Annotated in this window: 22 protein-coding genes; 8 read left to right on the top strand and 14 right to left on the bottom strand. The window is 68.2% G+C overall.

Translation table 11 applies throughout. The features are described from left to right. Positions 1 to 88 precede the first annotated feature (88 nt). The 6 genes from fdh3B to ACFFU4_RS08035 all read right to left on the bottom strand — a co-directional run bounded on the left by fdh3B (position 89) and on the right by ACFFU4_RS08035 (position 5,780). Positions 89 to 682, bottom strand: a complete 594-nt coding sequence (gene fdh3B, locus ACFFU4_RS08060; RefSeq protein ID WP_377068873.1) for a formate dehydrogenase FDH3 subunit beta — start codon at positions 680 to 682, stop codon at positions 89 to 91. Positions 683 to 694: 12 nt separating this feature from the next. Next, positions 695 to 3,592 (bottom strand): formate dehydrogenase subunit alpha, encoded by a 2,898-nt coding sequence (locus tag ACFFU4_RS08055; protein ID WP_377068871.1) that lies wholly within the window; start codon positions 3,590 to 3,592, stop codon positions 695 to 697. A gap of 107 nt (positions 3,593 to 3,699) precedes the next feature. Beyond that, positions 3,700 to 3,891 carry a ubiquinol-cytochrome c reductase iron-sulfur subunit N-terminal domain-containing protein gene (locus ACFFU4_RS08050; RefSeq protein ID WP_377068869.1) on the bottom strand — a complete coding sequence of 64 codons (192 nt, stop codon included), beginning with the start codon at positions 3,889 to 3,891 and terminating at the stop codon, positions 3,700 to 3,702. A 55-nt stretch (positions 3,892 to 3,946) separates the two neighbouring features. Next, on the bottom strand, positions 3,947 to 4,576 hold the full coding sequence (locus tag ACFFU4_RS08045) for a TorD/DmsD family molecular chaperone (protein WP_377068867.1): 630 nt from the start codon (positions 4,574 to 4,576) through the stop codon (positions 3,947 to 3,949). Further along, positions 4,573 to 5,217 (bottom strand): DUF3306 domain-containing protein, encoded by a 645-nt coding sequence (locus ACFFU4_RS08040; RefSeq protein ID WP_377068865.1) that lies wholly within the window; start codon positions 5,215 to 5,217, stop codon positions 4,573 to 4,575. Before ACFFU4_RS08040 ends, ACFFU4_RS08045 begins: the two co-directional genes overlap by 4 nt. After that, positions 5,214 to 5,780, bottom strand: a complete 567-nt coding sequence (locus ACFFU4_RS08035) for a DUF3305 domain-containing protein (RefSeq protein WP_377068998.1) — start codon at positions 5,778 to 5,780, stop codon at positions 5,214 to 5,216. The genes ACFFU4_RS08040 and ACFFU4_RS08035 overlap by 4 nt, the downstream gene beginning before the upstream one ends. Before the next feature lie 375 nt (positions 5,781 to 6,155). On the opposite strand from ACFFU4_RS08035, the gene ACFFU4_RS08030 reads away from it, so the two are divergent. After that, complete coding sequence (locus ACFFU4_RS08030) at positions 6,156 to 8,141, top strand: 4Fe-4S binding protein (protein WP_377068863.1); 1,986 nt, start codon at positions 6,156 to 6,158, stop codon at positions 8,139 to 8,141. Here ACFFU4_RS08030 and ACFFU4_RS08025 read toward each other — a convergent pair. After that, complete coding sequence (locus ACFFU4_RS08025; protein ID WP_377068861.1) at positions 8,135 to 8,908, bottom strand: c-type cytochrome; 774 nt, start codon at positions 8,906 to 8,908, stop codon at positions 8,135 to 8,137. The genes ACFFU4_RS08030 and ACFFU4_RS08025 overlap by 7 nt on opposite strands. 63 nt (positions 8,909 to 8,971) lie before the next feature. On the opposite strand from ACFFU4_RS08025, the gene ACFFU4_RS08020 reads away from it, so the two are divergent. The 4 genes from ACFFU4_RS08020 to ACFFU4_RS08005 are packed head-to-tail and all read left to right on the top strand — an operon-like array spanning position 8,972 to position 11,409. Further along, positions 8,972 to 9,166 (top strand): DUF6494 family protein, encoded by a 195-nt coding sequence (locus ACFFU4_RS08020; RefSeq protein WP_377068859.1) that lies wholly within the window; start codon positions 8,972 to 8,974, stop codon positions 9,164 to 9,166. A 1-nt stretch (position 9,167) separates the two neighbouring features. Further along, positions 9,168 to 10,229 (top strand): Mrp/NBP35 family ATP-binding protein, encoded by a 1,062-nt coding sequence (locus ACFFU4_RS08015; RefSeq protein ID WP_377068857.1) that lies wholly within the window; start codon positions 9,168 to 9,170, stop codon positions 10,227 to 10,229. After that, entirely contained in the window at positions 10,226 to 10,933 is a 708-nt protein-coding gene (locus ACFFU4_RS08010; RefSeq protein WP_377068855.1) for a biotin/lipoate--protein ligase family protein, read from the top strand. Before ACFFU4_RS08015 ends, ACFFU4_RS08010 begins: the two co-directional genes overlap by 4 nt. Next, positions 10,930 to 11,409, top strand: coding sequence for a DUF6505 family protein (locus ACFFU4_RS08005; RefSeq protein WP_377068853.1), 480 nt, complete (start codon positions 10,930 to 10,932; stop codon positions 11,407 to 11,409). Before ACFFU4_RS08010 ends, ACFFU4_RS08005 begins: the two co-directional genes overlap by 4 nt. 361 nt (positions 11,410 to 11,770) lie before the next feature. Here the strand turns inward: ACFFU4_RS08005 and glyA are convergent, their stop codons facing one another. Further along, entirely contained in the window at positions 11,771 to 13,078 is a 1,308-nt protein-coding gene (glyA, locus tag ACFFU4_RS08000) for a serine hydroxymethyltransferase (protein ID WP_377068851.1), read from the bottom strand. A 160-nt stretch (positions 13,079 to 13,238) separates the two neighbouring features. On the opposite strand from glyA, the gene ACFFU4_RS07995 reads away from it, so the two are divergent. Next, positions 13,239 to 14,000 carry an NAD kinase gene (locus tag ACFFU4_RS07995; protein ID WP_377068849.1) on the top strand — a complete coding sequence of 254 codons (762 nt, stop codon included), beginning with the start codon at positions 13,239 to 13,241 and terminating at the stop codon, positions 13,998 to 14,000. Between the two features lie 57 nt (positions 14,001 to 14,057). Here ACFFU4_RS07995 and ACFFU4_RS07990 read toward each other — a convergent pair whose 3' ends face one another. The 3 genes from ACFFU4_RS07990 to ACFFU4_RS07980 all read right to left on the bottom strand — a co-directional run bounded on the left by ACFFU4_RS07990 (position 14,058) and on the right by ACFFU4_RS07980 (position 19,387). Beyond that, positions 14,058 to 14,564 (bottom strand): CIA30 family protein, encoded by a 507-nt coding sequence (locus ACFFU4_RS07990; RefSeq protein WP_377068847.1) that lies wholly within the window; start codon positions 14,562 to 14,564, stop codon positions 14,058 to 14,060. 438 nt (positions 14,565 to 15,002) lie between these two features. Next, the gene (gene prpE, locus ACFFU4_RS07985; protein WP_377068845.1) at positions 15,003 to 16,892 is read right to left on the bottom strand and encodes a propionate-CoA ligase PrpE; all 1,890 of its coding nucleotides are present in this window, start codon (positions 16,890 to 16,892) and stop codon (positions 15,003 to 15,005) included. 215 nt (positions 16,893 to 17,107) lie between these two features. After that, the gene (locus ACFFU4_RS07980) at positions 17,108 to 19,387 is read right to left on the bottom strand and encodes an NADP-dependent malic enzyme (RefSeq protein ID WP_377068843.1); all 2,280 of its coding nucleotides are present in this window, start codon (positions 19,385 to 19,387) and stop codon (positions 17,108 to 17,110) included. 287 nt (positions 19,388 to 19,674) lie between these two features. On the opposite strand from ACFFU4_RS07980, the gene ACFFU4_RS07975 reads away from it, so the two are divergent. After that, on the top strand, positions 19,675 to 20,988 hold the full coding sequence (locus ACFFU4_RS07975; RefSeq protein ID WP_377068841.1) for an SPOR domain-containing protein: 1,314 nt from the start codon (positions 19,675 to 19,677) through the stop codon (positions 20,986 to 20,988). A gap of 11 nt (positions 20,989 to 20,999) precedes the next feature. On the opposite strand, the gene ACFFU4_RS07970 is transcribed toward ACFFU4_RS07975, so the two are convergent. The 3 genes from ACFFU4_RS07970 to ACFFU4_RS07960 form a co-directional block, all read right to left on the bottom strand. Next, on the bottom strand, positions 21,000 to 21,995 hold the full coding sequence (locus tag ACFFU4_RS07970; RefSeq protein ID WP_377068839.1) for a type I glyceraldehyde-3-phosphate dehydrogenase: 996 nt from the start codon (positions 21,993 to 21,995) through the stop codon (positions 21,000 to 21,002). Positions 21,996 to 22,082: 87 nt separating this feature from the next. Further along, positions 22,083 to 22,742, bottom strand: a complete 660-nt coding sequence (locus tag ACFFU4_RS07965; RefSeq protein WP_377068837.1) for a sulfotransferase family 2 domain-containing protein — start codon at positions 22,740 to 22,742, stop codon at positions 22,083 to 22,085. A gap of 72 nt (positions 22,743 to 22,814) precedes the next feature. Beyond that, complete coding sequence (locus ACFFU4_RS07960; RefSeq protein WP_377068835.1) at positions 22,815 to 24,452, bottom strand: choice-of-anchor L domain-containing protein; 1,638 nt, start codon at positions 24,450 to 24,452, stop codon at positions 22,815 to 22,817. A 153-nt stretch (positions 24,453 to 24,605) separates the two neighbouring features. On the opposite strand from ACFFU4_RS07960, the gene htpX reads away from it, so the two are divergent. After that, on the top strand, positions 24,606 to 25,469 hold the full coding sequence (htpX, locus tag ACFFU4_RS07955; protein ID WP_377068833.1) for a zinc metalloprotease HtpX: 864 nt from the start codon (positions 24,606 to 24,608) through the stop codon (positions 25,467 to 25,469). Positions 25,470 to 25,474 lie beyond the last annotated feature (5 nt).

The raw sequence follows: 25,474 nt of genomic DNA, 5'->3' as shown, positions 1-25,474 counted from the left end.
ACTTTGAAAGTTTCCGATACCGGACGTCTCCGCGACATCCGGCATCGGAGACCGACCGGGCCATGGCCCGGTCGGTCTGTGACGGCGTTCAGCCGCCTTGCTGGCCGTAGGCGCTGCCCCAGCCCCAGGCACCCGAGCCGAAGCCGCGCGCCACAACGCGTTCGCGGTAGATGCTCGAGACGACATCGCCGTCGCCCGCCAGAAGCGCCTTGGTCGAGCACATCTCGGCGCAGATGGGCAGCTTGCCCTCGGCGATCCGGTTGCGCCCGTACTTCTGGAACTCGGCCTGGCTGTGGTTCTCTTCCGGTCCGCCCTTGCAGAAGGTGCACTTGTCCATCTTGCCGCGGGACCCGAAATTGCCCGCCTGCGGGAATTGCGGCGCACCGAACGGGCACGCGTAGAAGCAATAGCCGCAGCCAATGCACAGGTCCTTGGAGTGGAGCACCACGCCTTCCTCGTCCTGGTAGAAGCAGTCCACCGGACAGACGGCCATGCACGGCGCGTCGGAACAGTGCATGCAGGCCACCGAGATCGAGCGTTCGCCCGGTGTGCCGTCGTTGATCGTCACCACCTTGCGGCGGTTGATCCCCCACGGCACCTCGTGCTCGTTCTTGCAGGCCGTGACGCAGGCGTTGCATTCGATGCAGCGTTCGGCGTCGCACAGAAACTTTGCTCTTGCCATGTCTCTATCTCCTTACGCTGGCATGATCTTGCAGAGAGTCGCCTTGGTCTCCTGCATCTGGGTCACGCTGTCATACCCATAGGTCTGGGCGGTGTTGCTGGCCTCGCCCAGCACGTAAGGGTCGGCCCCGTCGGGATAGTTCTCCCGCAGGTCGCGCCCCTCGAAATGGCCGCCGAAGTGGAACGGCATGAAGGCCACGCCCGCGCCCACCCGTTCGGTGACCATCGCCATGACCTTGACCTTGGCACCCTCGGCACCCTCGACCCAGACCTGTTCGCCGTCGCGAATGCCGAGATCGTTGGCATCGCGCGGATTGACCTCGACGAACATGTCCTGCTGCAACTCGGCGAGCCACGGGTTGGAGCGCGTCTCGTCGCCGCCGCCCTCGTACTCGACCAGCCGGCCGGAGGTGAGGATGATCGGATAGTCCTTCGAGAAGTCGTTCTTCTGGATCGAGGCATAAAGGGTGGGCAGCCGGTAGGCGTGCCGGTCCTCGTAGGTCGGGTAATCCGCCACCAGGTCGCGCCGCGGGGTATAGAGCGGCTCGCGGTGCAGCGGCACCGGGTCGGGGAAGGTCCAGACCACCGCGCGCGCCTTGGCATTGCCGAAGGGTGCGCATTCATGGGCGATGGCCACCCGCTGGATACCGCCCGAAAGGTCGGTCTTCCAGTTGGTGCCCGCCCCCGCGACGGCGTCGATGGCGGCGCGCTCGTCATCGGTGAGCTCGCCGTCCCAGCCCAGATCCATGAGCATCTGCATGGTGAATTCCGGATACCCGTCCTGGATATCGGAGCCCACCGAATAAACGCCCTCGGCCAGGAGGTTGTCACCGTCCCGCTCGACGCCAAAGCGCGCGCGGAAGGTCAGACCACCCTCGCTCACCGGCTTGGACATGTCATAGAGCACATGGGTGCCGGGATGCTTCATCTCCGGCGTGCCCCAGCACGGCCAGGGCAGGCCGTAGGTCTCGCCATCGGCGGGTCCGCCGACTGCCCGCAAGGTGGTGCGGTCGAAGGTGTGCTGATTGGCCATGTGCATCCGCAGGCGCTCGGGCGACTGTCCGGTATAGCCGATCGTCCAGGTGCCGCGGTTGATCTCGCGCAGCGTGTCCTCGATATTCGGGGTCACGCCGTCATCCTCGATGGCGATGTTGCGGAAGAACCGGTCGTGGAAGCCGAACTTTTGGGCGAACATCCCGATGATTTCGTGATCGGGCTTCGACTCGAAGAGCGGATCGACCACCTTCTCGCGCCATTGCAGCGAGCGGTTGGACGCGGTGACCGAGCCGTAGGTCTCGAACTGCGTGCACGCGGGCAGCAGGTAGACGCCGTCGGTGCGGTCATGCATCACCGCCGAGACCGTCGGGTAAGGATCGACCACCACCAGCATGTCGAGCTGTTCCATCGCGGTCTTCATTTCCTTGCCACGGGTCTGGCTGTTGGGCGCGTGGCCCCAGAGCACCATGGCGCGCACCTTGTTCGGGTTGTCCATGTTCTCGGGGTCTTCGAGCACACCGTCGATCCAGCGGCTCACCGGGATGCCGGAGAGGTTCTGGAGCGATTTCTCCTTGCCGTCCTTGTCGGTGACGGTGGCAAACTGCCCGGCCAGCCACTCGGGGTCTTCGCCCCAGACGCGCGCCCAGTGGGCCCACGCGCCCTTGCTCAGGCCGTAATAGGCGGGCAGCGTGTGGCTGAGGACACCGAGGTCCGTCGCGCCCTGCACGTTGTCATGGCCGCGGAAGATGTTGGTTCCGCCACCCTCGCGGCCCATGTTGCCCAGCGCAAGCTGAAGCACGCAATAGGCACGGGTGTTGTTGTTGCCGTTGGTGTGCTGGGTGCCGCCCATGCACCAGATCACGGTGCCGGGACGGCTGTTGGCCAATGTGCGCGCCACGCGGCGTAGCTGCGAGCCCGGCGTGCCGGTCACGCGCTCGACCTCCTCGGGCGTCCACTGCTTCACCTCATCGCGGATCTGGTCCATCCCCCAGACACGGGTGCGGATGAATTCCTTGTCCTCCCAGCCGTTCTCGAAGATGTGCCACAGGATGCCCCAGACCAGCGCCACGTCGGTGCCGGGACGGAAGCGCACGTATTCGTCGGCATGGGCCGCCGTGCGGGTGAAACGCGGGTCGCAGACGATGAGCGGCGCGTTGTTCTCTTCCTTGGCCTTGAGGACGTGCAACAGGCTGACGGGGTGGGCCTCCGCCGGGTTGCCGCCGATGATGAAGATGGCCCTGGAATTGTGGATGTCGTTGTAGCTGTTGGTCATGGCGCCGTAGCCCCATGTATTGGCAACGCCCGCAACGGTGGTCGAGTGACAGATGCGCGCCTGGTGGTCGACGTTGTTGGTGCCCCAGTAGGCGGCGAACTTGCGGAACAGGTAGGACTGTTCGTTGTTGTGCTTGGCCGAGCCGAGCCAGTAGACGCTGTCAGGCCCGCTCTCCTCGCGGATCTGCATCATGCCGTCGCCGATCTCGTTGATCGCCTGCTCCCAGCTAATGCGCTTCCACTCGCCGCCCTCTTTCTTCATCGGGTACTTGAGGCGGCGCTCGCCATGCGCGTGCTCGCGCACCGATGCGCCCTTGGCGCAATGCGCACCGAGGTTGAAGGGGCTGTCCCAGCCGGGCTCCTGGCCCGTCCAGACGCCATCCTGCACCTCTGCCACCACGGTGCAGCCGACCGAGCAGTGCGTGCAGACGGATTTCACCGTCTTCACCGCCTCTTTGGCGGCGCTCTGGGCGTTGGCGCGGGTGACGGTGCCCCCCATCGCCCCCATCGCGGCAAGGCCACCGATGGCCAGGCCGCTGCCGCGCAGGAACGCGCGGCGATCGACGGATTTGCCGCCGACCTCGGACAGGATACTGGTCCGCTGGGGGCGTCGCGCAACCCCGTTGGTCTTTTTCCTAAGCATGTTTCTCTCTCCTCCCTGGGCCTGGATTCAGGCTGGGTACTGCGGTTTCCGCTGACAGTCGGGCGTCACGCAACCAGTCGTCGGCGGTGGATGACGGCGTCCGGGTCTCAGAACCGGGCGCTGTCGTAATAGGCGCGGGTATGCGCGGTGTCCTGCATCCGCTCGGATGCGAGGTCGGGCTCTGCGGCCTCGGCCTGCGCGCCGGTCACGGCGGTGGCCGCCGCGACAACGGGCGCGCCGGTGGCGGCGAGCCGGAGGAAATCGCGGCGGCTTGTGGCCTCCTCGGGTTTCCGTGTCATTCTAGGGTTCCTCCCCTCGATTGATGGCGGCACACGCCGCCGGTTGCTGCGCGGCTCACGCCCCGCTCATCCGAAAGCCCTCGGTCTCGATTTCCATGAACACCCGGCCGAGCGCGCCGACCGAGGCATAGAGAACCGAGGACTGAGCACCCTCCAGATCCGTGAAAAAGTGCCCCGCCCAGGGGCCGATGTGACGCGCGAAGAACGTCCGCTGGTCTTCGAGGCTGCCCGGCGCACCAAAGCGGCCACGGATCAGCCCCGCCATCATCTCCATCAGCGAGGCGATGTTGTCCTCGGGCTCGTAGACGTTTTCCGCCCGCCGCATGCCGCGCGCGGCCATGTCGCGGCGCAGGGTGGCCAGCGGCTTCTCGTTGAGAAAGCCGGTGAGATAGTAGCTGGCATAAGGCAGCAATTCGCCCCGCCCCAGCCCGATGAACAGCGCGTTGAACTCCGATTCCACGGCGCGCGGCGTGCTCACGCCCGCCACCCGCGCCAGCGCGCTGACCGCCTGTCCCATCGCCGTGTCGTCGCCGGTCAGCGCGGCGGTCCGCCCAAGCAGATCGGCATCGGCGGGACGCGCCAGAAGCGCGCCGAGGAAATCGTAGAGATCGGCGCGCAGGCCGTCCTCCTCGGCGATGGATGGCGCGGCGTCGGTGGTATCCATGAGGGCCTCTTGGTTGGTCATGCCTGCTCTCCGTCCGCCCCGGCAAAGTCAAATCGCATCCGGCGGCGCGGTGGCGGCGGGGCGTCGTCCCCGGCCTGTGCAACAGCCTCGGCAGGCGCGCCCTCCGGTGGCGCGGCCGCATCCTCGGGCGCTGCCTGCGCCTCGGGCTCCGCTTCGGCCTCCGCCTCCGTCAGCGCCATCGACCCGGGCGCCTCGTCCCCGGCGTCTGCCACCGCCTCGGCCTCCGCCTGCCGGGCCATCTCCCGCACATGGGCGAGCATCCCCTTGCCCACCTGATAGGCGGTCTGCATCCCCTCGATCACGCAGGCGCTGTCGGTGAAATCCTCGCCGTAATCCACCATCCCGTCGAGATTGGCGAGCGCCGGATTGCTCAGCCACAGCCGGCGCAGCGCCCGACGGCGCAGCCGCTCGGGAACGGCGCGGTCCATGAAGGCCCGGAAATCGCCACCCGCCTCCAGCGTGTCGGGATCGGGCAGGCCCAGTTCCTCGCAGATCTCCGCGTCGCTCTTCTCGGCCAGCGCCGCCTCCTGCGCGGCCCCGACCTGCGCCTCGGCGGCGCGCGCCTCTGCCGCATCCTCGGCGGCGACCCGCGCCTTGCGGCGCGACCAGAAATCGGCAGCCTCTGTCACGGTGCGTGTCAATGCATCCTCTCCTTGCGGGCGCGGGCAGGCGCGCGGTAGACATCGGTTTCCTGCGGGATGCGCGCGTCGCCCACGCCATCCTCGGAGCCGGTCACCCGCACCCAATCGCGTTTGCGTTTCTTGAATTCCTCGGCAACGTGGTGAGCCGCCACGAAATCGCGGATGAGCGCGATCATCCCCTCGGGCATCGGCACCCGCTCCACCATCTCCTCGCCGGTGTCGCAATAATCCTGCGCCTCGAACGGCGAGGCCGTGACCAGCGTGACCTCGAAGGGCATCGCCTCCGCCTCCGCCATGACCGGGCGCATCACCACGTAGACCGACGGCACCCGCGCCCGCAGCGCCTCCAGATAGGCCTCGGTTTGCGTGTGGTGCAGATCGAGGGTCAGCGTGGCGGCGTGATACTCGACCGCGTCGCCCTCGCGGCGCATCTCGCGCCAATCGGCGGGCCCTGCGCCTGGCAGCACCGCCACGGCCTTCCAGCTCCAGGGTGCCCAGCGTGTCACCCCCGGCGCACGCCGCACGACGACCCCGAGGGGCAGAAGCAATTGCTTGTCATGCATGGTGGCGGTCACGGCTGGCGATATCCCCGTTTGCTGGCCTCGCCCCAGATTGGTGCAGTTTTCTGACCACGCAAAGCACTTTCTGTGCGCAAAGGTCTACCGCGGGCCGATCCCGGACATTTTGAACCATGCAGCCCGTCCAACCGTGGCGAATCGGACAGTTTGACCGCCGCGACGCAGAGATGCTGCGCCGCCGCATGACAAGGCGCTGGAAACACACGGAATCAATCAGGCTTGTCAGCCCGCCGGATCCGCGGCTCACGACGGGACCGTCTGATTCGAAAGCCTGTTTACGACAGCCTCGAATCATGCCTAAGCTTTGGCCTGATCCGCGCCAAACGCGCCTTTCCCGACACCGCAACGCCCGGGGGAAACATGCCCAAGCACTTGATATTATGTGACTGTTCCGGCTCCCAGACGATAGACGCCACAGGGTTGTCGCAGGCCACCGGGCTCGCCTGCTCGCGGATGCACAGCGCGTTGTGCACCGCCGAAACAGGTGCGGCAGCCAGGGCCATCGCCGACGAAGGGAACGACGAGCCGATCATCTGCTGCACGCAGGAGCGGCGGGTCTTCGACGAGATCGCCGCCGATCTGGGCGTCGAGGCGCCCGCGTGCCTCGACCTGCGCGACCGCGCCGGGTGGACCGACGATACCGCCCCGTTGCTGCCCAAAATGTCCGCGCTGGTAGCCGAGGCCACCCTGCCCGCGCGCCCCGACAAGAGCCTGGATGTCACCTCCGAGGGGCTGTGCCTCATCATCGGCAGCGCCAAGGCGGCGCTCGCCGCCGCCAAACGGCTGGCACCTGTGCTGGGGGTCACGGTGCTGCTGACCGACGACAGCGACCCGCCCGACAGCCGCGATTTTGACACCATCCGCGCGCGCGTCACCGCCGCACAGGGCGCGCTCGGCGGCTTCACCCTGCGGCTCGACGCGCTGCGACAGGTCGATCCCGGCGGGCGCGGCGCACTCTCATGGACCGCGCCGCGCGACGGGGCGGAAACCACCTGCGACATTATCCTCGACCTGTCGGGCGGCACCCCGCTCTTTCCCGCGCCGGAAAAGCGCGAGGGCTATCTGCGCGCCGATCCCGGCAGTCTCACGGCGGTGGCCGACGCGATCCTCGCCGCCTCGCAGCTTACCGGCACCTTCGAGAAGCCGCTCTACGTCGCGGTCGAACCGCTGCTCTGCGCGCATTCCCGCGCCGGGCAGACCGGATGCACCAAGTGCCTCGACATCTGCCCCACCGGCGCGATCAGCCCTGCGGGAGAGCATGTCAGCATCGATCCGATGGTCTGCGCGGGCTGCGGGGCCTGCGCCGCGCGCTGCCCCTCGGGCGCGATCAGCTACGACGCGCCGCCGCCCGACATGATCCTGCGGCGCATCCAGACGCTGGCCTCGGCCTACCGCCGCGCCGGCGGAGAGGCCCCGCGCCTTCTGGTGCATGACGCAAGCCATGGTGCCGAGATGATCCGCCTCGCCGCGCGCCACGGGCGCGGCCTGCCCGCCGATGTGATCCCGCTGGAGGTGTCGGCGCTTTCGGGCTTTGGCCATGCCGAGATCCTCGCCGCCCTCGCCTCGGGCTTTGCCGAGGTCACGGTGCTGTTGTCGCCCACCACCGAACGCGACGCGCCCGACCAGGAAATCCCGCTGGCGCAGGCGATGGCGGGCGGTCACCCGGTGCGCCTGCTGGACCTCGCCGATCCCGACGCGCTCTGCGAGGCACTCTACGATGCGGACGCCTCCACGCCGCTGGCCGAGCCGGTGCTGCCGATGGGCAACCGTCGGCAGGTGGCCCGTCTCGCCGCCCGCGCGCTCAACCCCGGAACAGAGGTTCTGGACCTGCCCGCCGCCGCCCCCTACGGCGCGGTGGTGGTCGATACCGACGCCTGCACGCTGTGTCTTTCATGCGTGTCGCTCTGTCCCTCCGGCGCGCTTCTCGACAACGAGGACCTGCCCCAACTGCGCTTTCAGGAGGATGCCTGCCTGCAATGCGGCCTCTGCGCCAATATCTGCCCGGAAAAGGCGATCACGCTGGAGCCGCGGATGAATCTCACCGATGCCGCGCTCGGCCAGGTGGTGCTCAACGAGGAAGAGCCCTTTGCCTGCATCGAATGCGGCACGCTCTTCGGCTCGAAATCGACCATCGAGAAGATCACCGAGAAACTCGCGGGCAAGCATTCCATGTTCGGCACGTCACAGGCCGCGCGCATGATCCAGATGTGCGAGAACTGCCGCATCAACGCGCAGTTCCACTCGGCCGACAATCCCTTCGCCTCGGCCGAGCGCCCGCGCCCGCGCACCACCGAGGATTACCTGTCGAACCGCAAGGTTCAGACGCCGAACCGCAAGGATCACTGAAGTTGCAACGGCGCACCCAGATCGGCGGGGGCGATCCCCGCCACATAGGCGAGGATCGCCTCGATCTCGCCGGGGCTCACCTCGATGGGCACGATGGCGGGTGGCAGGTGGCTGGCGAATCCCTCGGTCACGCCGGGCACCTGCGTGAAGGCGGGGTGCGGGTTGAGCGCGTAGAAACTCTGGAACCGCGTGTCCCAGTCGCTCAGCGTGCGCAGCACCGGAAAGGACGGGGTCGAGCCGATGCCGCCGCGGCGCTCGGGATCGACCACATGACAGCGCCCGCACTTGGCCTGCGCAACGCGCGCCCCCCTCTCGGCGTCGCCCTCGAATTCGGGGGCCGCATCCTCCGTCGCCGCCACCTCGGGCAGGGAAAAGGGCGCGGCACCATCCACCTCGTAGCTGGTGACCGTGCGCTGCCCGATCTCCGACGTCAGCCAGTCGGCGAACCGCGCGGCCCCCGGATGCCCGCCGTCGAGGCGCAGCCGCCATGTCTGCCCTGCCCCCACGAACACCTCGCGCCCCTCGGTCGTGGTGAACGCCGCGTCGGCCCCGGCCTCCGGTGCCACCACCTCGATCCGCACCCCGGTCTTGAGCGAGAAGCGCGGCAGGAGGTAGTCGAGCAGGCCGCTATCGGCCAGAGCCCCGGGGGCGGCAAGGCGGAACCGCTTGTCATCCGCGCGCGCCGCCAGCGGCCACAAAACCGCCAGCAACAGCGTGACACCAAGCGTGATGCGCAGACACGCCGATATCAGGTCGGTCCGGGCCATACCGGAGCGTAGAAACAGGACTATATCCGCGTCAAGCGAGCGATCAGAAGAAAGGAGACCGCGATGAGCGACGAATTCAACATGTCGATGCGAAAGTTTCTCAAGCAGGTGGGCGTCACCTCGCAGCAGGCCATCGAGGAGGGGCTGCGCGCAAAGGGCGCGACCGCCGGGCAGGAATTCGAGGCAAAGGTGGTGCTCACCGTCGAGGGGCTCGATATCGAGCACGTGGTGACCGGAAAGATCAAGGGGCAGGACTGAGGTGGCAGCTACACGCGATGGCGTCCTCGAGGCGCTGAAACAGATCACCGACCCCGTGAGCGGGTCCGATATCGTCGCGGCGGGCGTGGTGCGCGCGCTCAATGTCGAGGGTGACGAGGTCCGCTTCGTCCTCGAGATCGACCCCGCAAAGGCCAAGACCTACGAGCCGGTCCGCGACGCCGCCGAAGCGGCAGCCAGATCGGCGGGCGCGGGCAGCGTCTCGGCGGTGCTGACCGCCCATTCGGCCAAGGAGCCGCCCGACCTCAAGCCCGCGAAAAAGGCGGAGCCCAAGGGACCGCAGCGTGTACCCGGTGTCGATCACATCATCGCCATCGCGTCGGGAAAGGGGGGCGTCGGCAAATCCACCGTCGCGGCCAATATCGCCTGCGCGCTCGCCGCCGAGGGGCGCCGGGTGGGCCTGCTGGACGCCGATGTCTACGGCCCCTCGCAGCCGCGGATGATGGGCGTCTCGGGCCGCCCCGCGAGCCCCGATGGCAAGATCATCCTGCCGCTCAGGAATCACGGCGTCACCATGATGTCGATCGGCCTGATGGTGAACGAGGATCAGGCGGTCGTGTGGCGCGGACCGATGCTGATGGGCGCGCTGCAACAGATGCTGATGCAGGTGCAATGGGGCGCGCTCGACTGTCTGATCGTCGATCTGCCGCCGGGCACCGGCGACGTGTCGATGACGCTGGCGCAAAAGACCGAGGTCGACGGCGCGATCATCGTCTCGACGCCGCAGGACGTGGCGCTTCTCGATGCGCGCAAGGGCATCGACATGTTTACCCAGCTCAAGGTGCCGGTGCTGGGCCTGATCGAGAACATGAGCACGCATATCTGCTCAAATTGCGGACACGAAGAGCACATCTTCGGCCATGGCGGCGTCAAGGCCGAGGCCGGGAAGATGGGCGTGCCGCTGCTGTCCGAGGTGCCGCTGCATCTCGATATCCGCGTGGCCTCGGATGGCGGCGCGCCCATCGTCGTGACCAGGCCCGACAGCCCGCAGGCGCAGGCGTTCCGGCAGGTGGCGCGCGATCTCGTCTCGCGCGGCGTGGCATGAGCGCACCTTCCTTCCCGCCGCTGATGTCGGGGCTCGCCGTCAGCGGCGCGATCGCGCCCTTCGACAAGGCGCGCGCGATGGCCGCGCTCGGTTGCGACGCGGGGCTGGTGGTGCACAACGTCGCCGACAGCAACCTGTCGGCGGCGCTGGTGATGGCGCCCGAGGTGCCTTTGGGCCGCGCGATGGCGATGCTGCCCGCCTGCGGCATCGGCTTTCAGAACGCACTCGGCGCGCTGGCCCCCCCCGAGGTGGCGGTGCATCTCGAATGGGCCGGCGGCATCCGCGTCAACGGCGCGCGCTGCGGCCGGTTGCGGGTGGCGGCGGGGGGTGCCGATCCGGCGGCCCTGCCCGGCTGGCTCGTGGTGGGTCTTGAGGTGCCCGTCACCCCCCGCACCGACCGCCCCGGCGAGACCCCGGACGACACCGCCCTCACCGAGGAAGGCTGCGCCGAGGTGGACGCGGCGATGCTGCTCGAAGCCTGGGCGCGGCACACGCTGGTGTGGATCACCCGCTGGGAGGACGAAGGCCCCCGCCCCCTCCACGCCGAGTGGCGCGGCCTCGCCTGGGGCATGGGCGAGCCGCTCACCCACGCCGGCGAGACCGGCACATGGGTTGGCGTGGACGAGGATTTCGGTATGCTCCTGCGCGTGGGCGACGCCACCCGGCTCGTCCCGCTCACCACCCTGCTGGAGACAGGCACATGAAACTGGCCCGCGCGATCCATTTCGACGAGAGCGACATGCGCGTCTATCACAGCCCCGCGCGCACCGGTGAATGGTGCATCCCGGGCGGGTTCGAGTTCTCCAACTGGGGCGAGGGCGATCTGGTGGGCAAGGCGCGGCAGGCGTTCGCCAATGGCTGGCTCGGGGTCGAGACCTTCGGCCGCACCACCTTCGTCGCCGTCACGCAGGTCGAGCCGGATGAGGCCGAGACCGTGATCCGCGCGCTCGCGCAGCACTTCGTCGACGTCTACGGCGCGCCCGACATCGACGCCGCCCTGCCCGTGGCGCGCGACGAGGTCGCGCAGATGGCCGACCTGTGCGACGAGCACGCGCCCAACACGCTGCTCACCGTGATGCGCGAGTTGTCAGAGGCCGGGGTGCGCGAAAGCTACAGCGCCATCGCGCCGCAGGGGGCCGAGCTCGACCTCGTGGCCGTGCACGGCGCGCTCGACGAGTGAGGCGGGCCGGGGTGGTCGCGGAGCGCGTGAAGCGGGCACCGCGAATGGCCTATACCTGCCATTCGCCACCCACCCCGCCCGGAATCAAGGCGTGCTTGCACGCCGCCGCGCGAGCGGTCATGCCGAAGGCATGCCTCCGGCATGACCCGCCCCCCGGGCTGGCGCTCGCGCGGCTCATCACCGGATAGGTCAACGTCCCCTTCAGGCCAAAAACACCGTGCGTAGCATTGGGCGGCAAGAGGTATCACAACAGGTGAACAGTCCCGGCTCTCATGCTCGGCCCGACCACGGAGACGCCGGGAGGCCGCACAAGGCGCGCGCCAGAGCCGAAGATCGCCCCCGACGCGCGCCGCTTATAGCCTCACAGGTTCGGATAGATCGGGAACCGTGCGCAGAGCGCCTCCACCTCGGCCTTGACCTTCTCTTCCACCGCGGCGTTGCCGTCCTCGCCGTTGGCGGCGAGGCCATCGACCACCTCGATGATCCAGTCCGCGATCTGGCGGAATTCCGCCGCGGCAAAGCCGCGCGTGGTGCCCGCCGGGCTGCCCAGCCGGATGCCGCTCGTGATCGTGGGCTTTTCGGGGTCGAACGGCACGCCGTTCTTGTTGCAGGTGATATGCGCGCGTCCCAGCGCCTTTTCGGTGGCGTTGCCCTTGACGCCCTTGGGCCGCAGATCCACCAGCACGACATGCGTGTCGGTGCCATGCGTCACGGTATCCAGCCCGCCCTTGATGAGCTGATCCGACAGCGCCTGAGCATTGGCCACCACCGCCTTGATGTAGCTCTTGAATTCCGGGCGCAGCGCCTCGCCGAAGGCGACCGCCTTGGCGGCGATCACATGCATCAGCGGCCCGCCCTGGATGCCGGGGAAGATGGCCGAGTTGACCTTCTTGGCGATCGCCTCGTCATCGGTGAGGATCATGCCGCCGCGCGGCCCGCGCAGCGTCTTGTGCGTGGTCGTGGTGGCCACATGCGCGTGCGGGAACGGGCTGGGATGCTCGCCCGCCGCCACCAACCCTGCGAAATGCGCCATGTCGACATGCAGATACGCGCCGACGCTGTCGGCGATCTCGCGCATCCTGGCAAAGTCGATCCGACGCGGGATGGCCGAGCCGCCGGCGATGATGAGCTTGGGCCGATGCTCGCTGGCCAGCGCCTGCACCTGGTCGTAGTCGATCAGGTTGTCCTGCTTGCGCACGCCGTACTGCACCGCGTTGAACCACTTGCCCGACTGGTTGGGGGCCGCGCCATGGGTCAGGTGCCCGCCCGCGTCGAGGCTCATGCCGAGGATGGTGTCGCCGGGCTTGAGCAGCGCGGTGAACACACCCTGGTTGGCCTGGCTGCCCGAGTTGGGCTGCACATTGGCAAAGCCGCAGCCGAAAAGCTCGCAAGCCCGCGCGATGGCGAGGTTCTCGGCGATGTCGACAAACTGGCAGCCGCCGTAATAGCGCCGACCGGGATACCCTTCGGCATACTTGTTGGTCATCACCGAGCCCTGCGCCTCCATCACCGCCGCCGAGACGATGTTCTCGGACGCGATGAGCTCGATCTCGTCGCGCTGACGCCCGAGCTCTTGCCCGATCGCGCGGGCGATCTCGGGATCGCGCGAGGTCAGCGCCTCGGTGAAGAAACCGCTGTCGGCCACGGGCCGGTGTCCGTCATGGGGCATGGCATGTCCTCCGCCAGAAAATGACTCTGGCGACCACCTAGCGGAAAGGGGGTCCCAAGGAAAGATCGCAAAGCGACACATCCGCCCGCCTCACCGGCATGGCTGGCCTTGCCCGGTGAATTGTGCTTCGATCCGTCGGGCCAGGACACGAGGAGCCCGGATGCCCCGCAAGATCGCCTTTGTCGCCAGCGACGTGCCCAGCGCGCAGACCGCACGCGCCGCTCTTGTCGCGCGGTTCGGTAACGTGCCCGAGGGGCAGGCCGACGTGATCGTGGCGCTGGGCGGCGACGGATTCATGCTGCATACGATGCACCGCACGCAGGCGCTCGACACGCCGGTCTACGGGATGAATCGCGGCACCGTCGGCTTTCTGATGAACGACTATACCGAGACCGACCTGCCCGCGCGGCTCGCGTGCGCCGAGGAAGAGATCATCAACCCGCTCGCGATGCGCGCCGAGGCCAATGACGGCACGGTGCACGAGGCGCTCGCCATCAACGAGGTATCGCTGCTGCGCGCCGGTCCACAGGCGGCCAAGCTGCGCATCTCGATCGACGGGCGGCTGCGGCTGGAGGAACTCATCTGCGATGGCGCGCTGGTGGCCACGCCCGCCGGGTCCACCGCCTACAACTATTCCGCCCACGGGCCGATTCTGCCGATCGGCTCGGAGGTGCTGGCGCTCACTGCGGTGGCTGCCTTCCGCCCCCGGCGCTGGCGCGGCGCGCTCCTGCCCAAGCGCGCCTGCGTACGCTTCGACGTGATCGACCCCGACAAACGCCCGGTCATGGCCGACGCCGATAGCCGCTGGGTCGAAAGCGTGAACTGGGTCGAAATCCGCTCGCGCACCGATATCCGCCACCGCATCCTGTTCGATCCCGGTCACGGGCTTGAGGAACGGCTCCTGCGCGAACAATTTACATAAATCAACTTGAAAATCATTTTTATCCTCAGAAATCGCCGATATATTTAACTAGAAAGATCAATACAAACCAATCCACTGAAATGCCACGTCAGCCTCGTGATCCCGGCCATAGGCGACCACGGCGAGGCTCGTCACAGTCTCGGGGCGCGGCGTGTCGCGCAAGAACGCTCCCGAGGACGCAAAATCCACGAAAGGCAGGCGCACCTCGCGCCATGCCGGCGTGGTCTCGAACCCGGCCTGGTAATATTGCCACGGCAGGATGGTGCCGCGCGTGCGCAGATGCACGAAATAGCGCTGGCCGTTGCCGCGCACCCGGATCACCACGCCGCGCGCCTCCGCCGGGAACGACGCATCGATGTCCGCTCGCGCCTGGATAAAACCGCCCCGGTTCTCGGTGCTGACCGATCCGGTGAGGGCCAGATGCCGCGCCCCCTCGGAACCCGTCACCCGCGCCGCCCCGGTCGAGACGCCGCCCATCACCCGGTCGCTAAAGAACCGATACGAGTCGAGCGGCGGCGGCGCATAGCCGCCGGGGCTGTCACCGGCACGGGAAGGATCGGGCATGGCACAGATCACACAGGCAAGAAACACAAGAATTACAAGTCGTATTGATCCACTCATTTTCTCTAGGTAGATCGCGCGACGCCCGCGGAAACCCCCGTGTTATCGCATATCATCGGCACGATATTGCCTGTCCCACCCTGCCCTGCGCATGAACGATTGGCCTGCAACACGCAGGTGTGCCATGTCAGGCGAAAGGAGGCTCGGTCATGCGGGTAATGAATGTCATCAGGATCCTTCTGCTTGGAAGCCTGATTGTCGCGGGGATTGTCCTGTATCCGGAGCGGGGTGGGAAGACCGCCGATCCGGCCTCTGTAACCAGTCTCGTCCCCAGCCCCGTGACGGTAACGATCCTGACCGCGCGCTCGTCCTGAGCAGCCATGGTGCGCGCCCTGCCCGGGCTATCCCGGGCAGGGCCTTTTCCACAGATGGGCGCGTCGCTTACGTCGCCAGACCAATGCCTTGCAGGGCGCTCTTGATCTCGTCAAGGATCGCCGGGTCGTCGATCGTGGCGGGCATCTTGTAGTCCTGCCCGTCGGCGATACGCACCATGATCGCGCGCAGGATCTTGCCCGAGCGGGTCTTGGGCAAGCGGTCCACCACGACTGCGAGCTTGAACGCCGCGACCGGTCCGATCTGATCGCGTACAAGCGCCACACATTCCTTCACGATCTCGTCATGGCTGCGGTTGACACCCTTGGTCAGACACAGGAACCCCACCGGCGCCTGCCCCTTGAGCGCGTCGCTCGCCCCGATCACGGCGCATTCGGCCACATCGGGGTGGCTGGCCAGCACCTCCTCCATCGCGCCGGTCGAGAGACGATGCCCGGCGACGTTGATCACGTCATCGGTGCGCGCCATGATCCAGAGGTATCCGTCCTCGTCCTTCATGCCCGCATCGCCGGTCTCGTAATAGCCGGGGAAATGCTCCAGATAGGATTTGCGGAATCGCGCTTCGGCATTCCACAGCGTCGGCAGCGTGCCCGGCGGCAGCGGCAGCCGGATCGCGATGGCACCCAGCGTGCCCGCCGGCACCTCGTGCCCGCCCTCGTCGAGGATCTGCACGTCATAGCCCGGCATCGCCACGGTGGGCGAGCCGACCTTCACCTCCATCGGTTCGATCCCCGCCGGGTTGCCGGCGATGGTCCAGCCTGTCTCGGTCTGCCACCAGTGGTCATAGACCGGCACGCCCATCTTGTCGGCTGCCCAGTTGATCGTGTCGGGATCGGCCCGTTCCCCGGCGAGGTAGAGCGCGCGCAGGCAGGAAATGTCGTATTTCTGCAGTTCCTTGGCGTCCGGGTCGTCGCGCTTGATGGCGCGGAACGCGGTCGGCGCGGTAAAGAAGCTGCGTACCTTGTGCTCGGAGATCACCCGCCAGAACGTGCCGGCATCGGGCGTGCCCACCGGCTTGCCCTCGAACACCACGGTGGTGTTGCCGTGGATCAGCGGGCCGTAGCAGATATAGCTGTGCCCGACGACCCAGCCGACATCCGACGCCGCCCAGAACACCTCGCCGGGGTTCACGTCATAGATGTTCTTCATCGTCCAGTTGAGCGCCACCAGATGCCCGGCGGTGTGGCGCACCACGCCCTTGGGCTGCCCGGTGGTGCCGGAGGTGTAGAGAATGTAGGCCGGGTGGTTGCCCTCGACCGGCAGGCATTCGGCGGGCTCGACCCCGTATTGAAAGGCGTGCCAGTCCAGATCGCGCCCCGGTTCGAGATGGGCAACCTCCTCCTCGCGCTGAAAGATCACGCAGAAATCGGGCTTGTGCGCCGCCTGCTCGATGGCCCCGTCCAGAAGCGGCTTGTACTGCACCACGCGCCCCGGCTCGATCCCGCAGGACGCGGCGATGATCGCCTTGGGCGCGCAATCGTCGATCCGCACCGCCAGCTCGTGTGCGGCGAAGCCGCCGAACACCACCGAATGCACCGCGCCGATTCGCGCGCAGGCCAGCATCGCCTCGAGCGCCTCGGGCACCATCGGCATGTAGATGATGACGCGGTCGCCTTTTTCCACGCCCTTGTCGCGCAGCGCACCCGCCAGACGCGCCACGCGGCTGCGCAGTTGCGCATAGCTGATCTTCTGCTTGATGCCGGTCACCGGGCTGTCGTGGATGATCGCCGCCTGCGCGCCGCGCCCGGCCTCGACATGCCGGTCCACCGCGTTCCAGCAGGTGTTCACCAGCCCGTCGCTGTACCATTCATAGAGCGGCGCGTTGTCGTCGAAGAGCGCCTTCGACGGCTTGCGCGTCCAGTCGATCGCCTCGGCCTGTTCGAGCCAGAAGCCCTCCGGGTCGGCCAGCGAGCGCTCGTAAATCTCCTTGTATCCCATGGTATCCTCCTCCGATCCTCTGCATCGGTGTTACGGATCGCGTTGGCCCGCGGCAAGCGTCGTGCGCGGCGGCGCGGCAGATGGCCGCAAAAAATTTGCAGAAATTGCCCCTTTGAGGTTGCAAATTTTTGCAAACCCGGGTCAATCAGTCGAAAAATCCGCCCGTTAGCGGCGGGTTTGCAAATTTTTCTGAAAATCCCTGCAAACCGCCGATTCTACCCGTAATGCGCCACCGGCGTCCCGGCGATGGCGGCCATGTTCAGCAGGCCCCGCGCCGTGATCCCCGGCGTGACCACATGCGCGCGGTTGCCCATGCCCATCAGGATCGGCCCCACCTCGAGCCCGCCGGCCTTGGCCTTGAGGATGTTGCGCACCCCCGAGGCGGCATCGGCATGGCCGAAGATCAACACATTGGCCGCCCCCTCGAGCCGGTTGCCGGGCAACAGCCGTTCGCGCAGCTCGGCGTTGAGCGCGGCATCCACGTTCATCTCGCCCTCATAGGCGAAATCGCGCGGCGCGGCGTCAAGAATGTCGATCCCCGCGCGCAGCCGCTTGCCCGAGCCCTCGGCCTGATTGCCGAACTGCGACTGAGAGCAGAACGCCACCTTGGGCTCGATCCCGAAGCGGCGCACATGGCGCGCCGCGCCGATGGCGATCTCGGCGAGGTTCTCGGGCGTCGGTAGCGAATAGACATGCGTGTCGGCGATAAAGAGCGGCCCGTCCTCGAGGATCATCAGGCTGAGCGCGCCATGCGGGCGATACTCGTCATCTGCCAGAAGCTGGGACACATAGTTGAGATGCCAGCGGAATTCGCCGAACGTGCCGCAGATCAGGCTGTCGGCCTCGTCGCGATGGACCATCACCGCGCCGATGGCGGTGGTGTTGGTGCGCATCACCGCGCGGGCGATGTCGGGCGTCACCCCGCGCCGCGCCATGATCGCGTGATAGCTCTCCCAGTAGTCGCGGTAGCGGGGGTCGTTCTCGGGGTTGACCACGTTGAAATCGCGCTCGGGCCGGATCGCCAGCCCGGCCCGCTCGCAGCGCCGTGCGATCACATCGGGCCGCCCGATCAGGATCGGTGTCTCCGGCGTCTCCTCGAGGATCGCCTGCGCGGCGCGCAGCACGCGCTCGTCCTCGCCCTCGGCAAAGACGAGACGGCGCGCGGCGGTGCGCGCCGCCTCGAAGACCGGCCGCATCAGCAGCGCCGACTTGAACACGCTGGCGTCGAGATCGGCCTTGTACTGCTCGAGGTCGGCGACCGGCCGCGTGGCCACCCCGGTCTCCATCGCCGCGCGCGCCACCGAGGACGACACGATCCCCGACAGGCGTGGATCGAACGGCTTGGGAATCAGGTAATCGGGGCCGAATGTCATCGACTCGCCGCGATAGGCCGCCGCCGCCTCGGCACTGGTGCTGGCGCGGGCCAGCTCGGCGATGCCTTCCACGCAGGCCACCTGCATGGCGTCGTTGATCTCGGTCGCGCCCGCGTCCAATGCGCCGCGAAAGATGAACGGGAAACACAACACGTTGTTGACCTGATTGGGAAAGTCAGACCGGCCCGTGGCGATGATCGCATCCGGCACGGCGGCGCGCGCGGCATCGGGCATGATCTCGGGGCTGGGATTGGCCAGCGCAAAGACGATGGGCCGCGCCGCCATCTCGCGCACCATTTCAGGCGTCAGCACGTTGGGCCCCGACAGCCCCAGGAACAGGTCCGCGCCTTCGATCACCTCGGCCAGGCCGCGTTTGTCAGAGACCTGCGCAAAGGCGGCCTTTTCCGGGTTCATGTCCACTTCGCGGCCCTCGTGGACCAGCCCGTGAATGTCGCACAGCCACACGTTCTCGCGCTTGACCCCCAGCTTCAGCAGCATGTTGAGGCATGCGATGCCCGCCGCGCCGCCGCCCGCCGAAACCACCTTGATATCCTCGAACCGCTTCTCGGCGACGTAGAGCGCGTTGGTCGCCGCCGCGCCCACCACGATGGCGGTACCGTGCTGGTCGTCGTGAAACACGGGGATGTTCATCCGCTCGCGGCAGATGCGCTCGACGATGAAACAGTCGGGGGCCTTGATGTCCTCCAGGTTCACCGCGCCACAGGTCGGCTCCAGCGCGCAGACGATCCCGGCCAGCTTCTCGGGGTCGGGCTCGTCCAGTTCGATATCGAAACAGTCGATATTGGCGAACTTCTTGAAGAGCACCGCCTTGCCCTCCATCACCGGCTTGGAGGCGAGCGCACCGATATTGCCCAGCCCGAGCACGGCGGTGCCGTTGGTGACCACCGCCACGAGGTTGCCGCGCGCGGTATAGCGGCGCGCGGTCTGCGGATCGGCCTTGATCTCGAGACACGCCTCGGCCACGCCGGGGCTGTAGGCGCGCGCCAGATCGCGGCCATTGGCCATCGGCTTGGTGGCGCGGATCTCCAGCTTGCCGGGCCTGGGGTACTCGTGATAATCGAGCGCCGCCTGGCGCACGCTGTCCCTGAGGCTTTCGGTCATAATATCCTCCCGGCGTGACACGCTGATCGTTTAACGTTAAACTATTTTCGCTCTTAGCACGGCTTCCCCGAACCGGCAAACCCCCCGCTTCGCATATGCGACGCCCGCGGTCCCCGCGCCGGGCCGCCCGCTTTCCCCAGAATCTGCGTCACCGGGCACACACGCCACCAGATGAGCCAATGGCTGTTTACTATACACAGAAAATGGGGCACGATTCAGGGTATTGATCCAGGGGGGGTCACATGCCCGTTCGTCGCTTTCTGTTTGTATCCTGCGCGGCTGTCGTATTGGCCACGGGCCCGGGCGGGGCGCAATCCCTGCGCAACCCGCCGGTTCCGGCAGAGTTCCCACCCGAGTCCTATACCGGCACGCAATACGTGGACAGCGCGGGCTGCGTCTTTATCCGGGCGGGTGTCGGTGCCGTCGAGACCTGGGTGCCGCGCCTCACCCGCTCGCGGCAGCCGCTTTGCGGGTTCACCCCTTCGCTCGCCAGGTCCACGCCCGACGCGGCCCCCGCGCAGCAGACGCAACGAACCGCCGCCGCGCCCAGGCCGGCCCCCCGCGCCAAGTCCAGCCAGCCGCAGCCCGCCGCCGCGCCCCGCTCGACCAGCGCGCCCCGCTCAGCCAGCGCGCGCGCGCCGGAGCGCGTCACCGCCACCGCCACGCCGACACCTGCCCGCCGACCGGTCGCGACGCCCGACACCGCGGCCCGTCCAGCGCGCCGGATCACGCCGCCCGATCCCGGGCGCAGCGCCTGCGCCGGGCTGAGTGGCGTCTCGGCGGCCTATACCGTTCAGCACACCGGCTCGCCCGTGCGCTGCGGCCCGCAGCGCGCGCATTACATCACCTACGCGCAAGGCGGCGGTGCCGCCGCGTCCCCGCCGCCGGGCACCCGCGCCACGCCCGACAGCGTCCCGCCCGGCACCCGTGTCGCCCCCGCTCGCGTCTATGCCAGCCAGAAGGCCAGCACCGCCGGCATTTCCGTTCCCGACGGCATGAAACCGGTCTGGGAGGACGACCGCCTCAACCCGCACCGCGCCCACCAGACCTTCGCGGGCAAGGCGCGGATGGAGCTGATGTGGACCAACACCGTGCCGCGCCGCCTGATCGACCGGCGCAGCGGGGGGGACGTGATCCACAAGTATCCCGGCCTCCGCCCGCCCTATACCAGCTTTGAGGACCAGCGCGCCGCCGGGGTGACGGTGGCCACGCGCGGCAGCTACGTGCCCGACCCCGTCACCACCGGCGAGGTCCGGGGCCGCGCCCGGTCCACCGGCGCGCGCCCCGCCTCGGTATCGACGCGCTCGGCCCCGAAAGTCGCCAACGCCGCCGCCGGGCCCGCCCCGCAAGAGCCCGGCCAGCAAGAGCCCGGCCAGACCGCGCATTACGCGCAGGCGGGGCTCTTTGCCGATGCCGCGCGGGGCCTTGCCGCCGCGCGCCGCATCACCGGGGCCGGTCTGCCGGCGCGGCGCGGCACGCTCCATCGCGACGGGCGCGCGCTGACCCTCGTGCTCGCCGGGCCCTTCCCCACCGAGGCGGAGGCGCGCGAGGGCGCGGCGCGGCTGCGCGGCATGGGATTTAGCGACGTGCGGCTGCGGTAGCGGGGGGCCCGTCAGCCGCGCCCCATCAACAGTGCCATATCCAGCATCCTTGCTGAAAAGCCCCATTCGTTGTCATACCAGCCGAACACCCGCAGCAGCCCGCCCGCCGAGACCGAGATCTGCGGACCGCTGACGATCAGGCTTTCGGGCCGCCCGCGCAGGTCCGATGACACCAGCGGTGCCTCGGTCCAGCCCAGCCAGTGATGGCGCTCTGCGGCCTCGCGCAGCATCGCCCCCACCGCCTCCGCGGTCACGGCCACGCGGGTCTGCACCGTCAGGTCGATGGCCGAGACCGAGGCCGTGGGGACCCTGATCGCCCGTGCCTCGATCCGCCCGGCGAGACCCGGCAGCACCCGCCCCGTCAGGTGCTGCGCGCTCGTCGTGGTGGGCACCATCGACAGCGCCGCGGCGCGGCTGCGCTCGGGCGCGCCGCGCGGCTTGTCCACCGTGGGCTGGCTTCCGGTATAGCAATGCACCGTGGTCATCTGCCCGCTCTCGATGCCATACGCCGCGTCGAGGAGCCGCGCCAGCGGCGCCAGCGCGTTGGTGGTGCAGGACGCGTTCGAGACGATCCGCTGTCCCCTGAGCGCCTCTTCGTTGGCGCCCATCACCACGGTGATGTCGGCCTCCTCCGACGGCCCCGAGACCAGCACCATGCGTGCCCCCGCCACCAGCCCCCGCTCGGCCACCGTGCGGGCCCCGGCCATGCCGGTGCAATCGAGCACCACATCGACGCCCGACAGGTCGAGCGTGCTCAGGTCATGGGCGGCGTGCACGGGGATCGCGCGCCCGTCCACCACCAGCGCCCCGCCCCCCTGCGTCACCGTGCCCGGCCAGGGGCCGAACACGCTGTCATACTGGAACAGGTAAGCGCAGGTCTCCAGCGGCTCGATCTCGTTGATGCAGACCAGATCGACGTCGGGGCGTTCGCGCATCAGGATGCGCAGGATCGTGCGGCCGATGCGCCCGAAGCCGTTGATCGCGATGCGCAGGGGGGGCTCGGTCATGGCGGTCTCCCGGAAACGAAGGTCAGTGACACTGACTTTGTCGCAGCGCGCGCCGACTGGCCAGAGGTGAAACAGAATTTGATCAAATCATTCGCCGGGATCGAAGCGATAGCCGAAGCGCGCGATATCCTCGGCGGCGACCTCGGCCACGATCGCGGCGGTCCGGTCGCTGTAATAGCGCCGGTAATCGCCGCGCGCCGAGGCATTGAGTCGCGGCAAGGCAAGGCGAAAACCGAGATGCTGCCAAAGCGGCGCGGCGTCGTCCGCGAGCGCCTCAAGCCGGATGAAGAGCCGCGCGTGTTCCTGCCCGTCGGCGGCGGTCATGTAATGCCGCGCATGCGCGGCAGCCCAGGCCGCGCGGATCTCGGGCGCGGCGACGAAGCCATTGAAATCCCGCGTCCGCGCCAGCCGCACCGCCGGGTGGTCGAAACGTTGCGCCCGCGCCCATGTGTAATAGCTCACCATCCGGTCCCACGGGTTGCGGACCAGCGTGACGGTGAACATCGCCGCGATTTCGGGCGGCGTCAGCAGCCCGTCGATATCCGAGAGCGTGGAATGCTTCCACAGCCGCCCCCGCGCCTGTCCGCGCAGGCGCGCCACCCGCCCGCGCCGCCGCCGCGCCTTGGGCGTGTCGCCGATCAGGATGTCGGTGGCGGTGGCGCGGCCCTCCAGCGCCTGCGCAAGAGAGGTGCCCCCGGTCTTGGGGATGTGCACGAAGATATAGCCACGCTCGCGAGAGAGGATCATGGCGCCACTCTAGGCCGGGACGGGGTGACAGGGAACGGGGCCTGCACGCCGCGCCCGTGGCCGGGGCGCCCGTTACCGCATCGGCTGATCCCCGCACGCCGCCGGGGGCGTTGCCGCGGGCGGGCCGCCGGGCGGGGCAGCCGCGACCAGCAGCCCGGCCTCGTAGCGGCGCAACACCCGGCGCGCCGCGGGGCCATAGCGAGCCGGCCCCATGCCCTCGTAGAGCTCGGGAAACAGACGGCGCAGCTCGGCCTCGGCCTCGACGTCGAAGCCGGTCATCGTCTCGGGGCCTGGATGATAGCTCTCGCTCCACAGCCCGCCCCCGCGCACGATCTCGTGCCGGTCAAAGAGCAGGTGCACATAGCGCAGCGCCCGCCCGTCCGCGCGCCGCGCGATCCCCGGCTGCCCGGCAAGGTCGCGCGCCCGCACCAGCACCTCGGTCTCGGCAAAGAGCAGTTCCGCCGCCGGAGCCGCGATCATCACCCGGTGGTTGGGCGACAGGTCCAGCGCCGCGTTGGCCCCGAGCGCGCCCGCCGCGATTCGCACCGGCGCGTCCGGGCCTGTCGCGCGCCGCGTGCTGAGGCCCAGCCAGCGCAGCGGCTGCGGCCCGTGATCGCGCGTCAACACCCTGTCGCCGGGGCGCAGCGCCTCGACCGGCACTGCCCCGCGCGGCGTGTCGATCAGCGTCCCGGCCACGAAACACGGCGTGGTGGTCAGGGTGACAAAGCCGATATCGGTGTTGCCGCTTGCGTCGCTCACCTCGTAGGAAAAGGTGTTCCCGCCCGGCTCTCCGGCACCGGCGGCCAGCACGATCCCCGTCGGCGTGAGCGTGATCGCCTCGCCCGATGCCAGCACCACCGTGTCGCCCACCTCCACCGGCTGGTTGTTGATGGCGGTGATGCTCAGCGTGCCGCCAGCGGCGCTTTCGTCATTGGCCAGCAGGTCGGCCTCCACCTCCTGGCCCGGCCGCGCCCCGATCGCGTCATCGCCCGCGACCAGCGCGGTCTGCACCGAATTGCCCGCGATCAGCAGGTTGCTGTCATAGATGCGGTCGCCGCCATCGGCGATGCCGATGCGGATCGAATTGGCCTCGCCGGGGATGACGGGAGCCTTGAGCGTCAGCGTCACGGTCAGCCCGTCCATCTCGGTATTGTAGGTCTCGCCGCTGGCGGGGTTGTCGAGGTAGAGGTTGGAATTGCTCTCGTCGTTGATGTTGTTGATGGTGATGCCGCCGCTGCCGACGGTCAGCTCCGCCTGCTCGCCATTGACCCAGATGCCGACCGCGTCGTTGAAGCCGGACCCGACATATTCGAGATATTCCTCCGACGAGAACACCACCTGCATGGTCAGCGTGCTGCCCTCGGGGACGAATTCCGCCTCGAAGATCGCCGCGTCATAGGTCGATTGCCCGGAAATCGCGCTCAGCCCGGCATCGCCTGACGTGTCGTTGGCCGTCGAGGTGCCCGGGGACGTGTTGGCATCGCCCGAAGGATTGGTGATGTCGGACGCACGCCCCGTGGACAGGATCACGCCGCTGTCCGAGGGGGTGACGCCCGGCGCCGTACTGTCGCCTTGCGAATAGATGCCCGAGGCGCGCCCCGCGCCCTGATAACTCGCGCCTGTCACGGTGATGCCGGTGCCGAACATGGCCTCGGCCATGTCCATCGCCGAGGCGGATGTGTCGATCGGCAGGTCTGATGCGGTGGCCATGCGTCGCTCCGTTTCGGCCACCCTCGCCGCTGCCGGTCAAAACCGGCTTAACGGCCCTCAGGAAAATGCCTAAAATTCGCCTGACCCGCGCGCCGGGCGCGCTTGCAGCCTCGCCGCCCACCCCCATATCAGCGACGGCAGAAGGAGGCACGAATGACCGGATACCTGCGCACAGCCATTCTCATGGCGGCGATGACCGCGCTTTTCCTCGGCCTCGGCGCGCTGCTGGGCGGGATGGGCGGGGCGCTCATCGCGTTCGTGATCGCGGTGGCGATGAACGCCTATACCTGGTGGAATTCCGACAGGATGGTCCTGAAGATGCACGGCGCGCGCCCGGCCTCGGGCCCCAAGGGAGCGGCGCTCGCCAACATGGTGCACGAGATGGCCGACCGCGCAGGGATGCCGCGACCGGCGGTCTATATCCTCGACAATGACCAGCCCAACGCCTTCGCCACCGGGCGCAACCCGCAAAACGCCGCCGTGGCCGCCACCACCGGCCTGTTGCACGGCCTTGAGCGCGAGGAGATCGCCGCCGTGATGGCGCATGAGCTTGCCCATATCCGCAACCACGACACCACCATCATGACGATCACCGCCACCTTCGCGGGCGCGATCTCGATGCTGGCCAATTTCGCGCTGTTCTTCGGCGGCAGCCGCAACAATCCAGCAGGCCTCATCGGTACGCTGGCGCTGATGATCCTCGCACCCCTCGGGGCCGCGCTGGTGCAGATGGCAATCAGCCGGGGCCGCGAATACGAGGCCGATCGCACGGGCGCCGATATCTGCGGCAATCCGCTCTGGCTCGCCTCGGCGCTGGGGAAAATCTCCGGCCTTGCCGCGCGGATCGACAACGACACCGCCGAGCGCAACCCCGCCACCGCGCATATGTTCATCGTCAACCCGCTGCACGCGCACGCGCGCGACCGGCTCTTCTCCACCCACCCCGCGCCGGAAAACCGCATCGCGGCCCTGCGCGCGATGGCCGGTCAGGCGCGCCCGCGCGGCCCTTGGGCCTGAGCCGG

Source organism: Roseovarius ramblicola, assembly GCF_042430665.1.
Taxonomy (GTDB): Bacteria; Pseudomonadota; Alphaproteobacteria; order Rhodobacterales; family Rhodobacteraceae; genus Roseovarius; species Roseovarius ramblicola.
The sequence above is the reverse complement of the archived record's forward strand: the minus strand, read 5'-3'. Positions and strand labels throughout refer to the sequence as shown.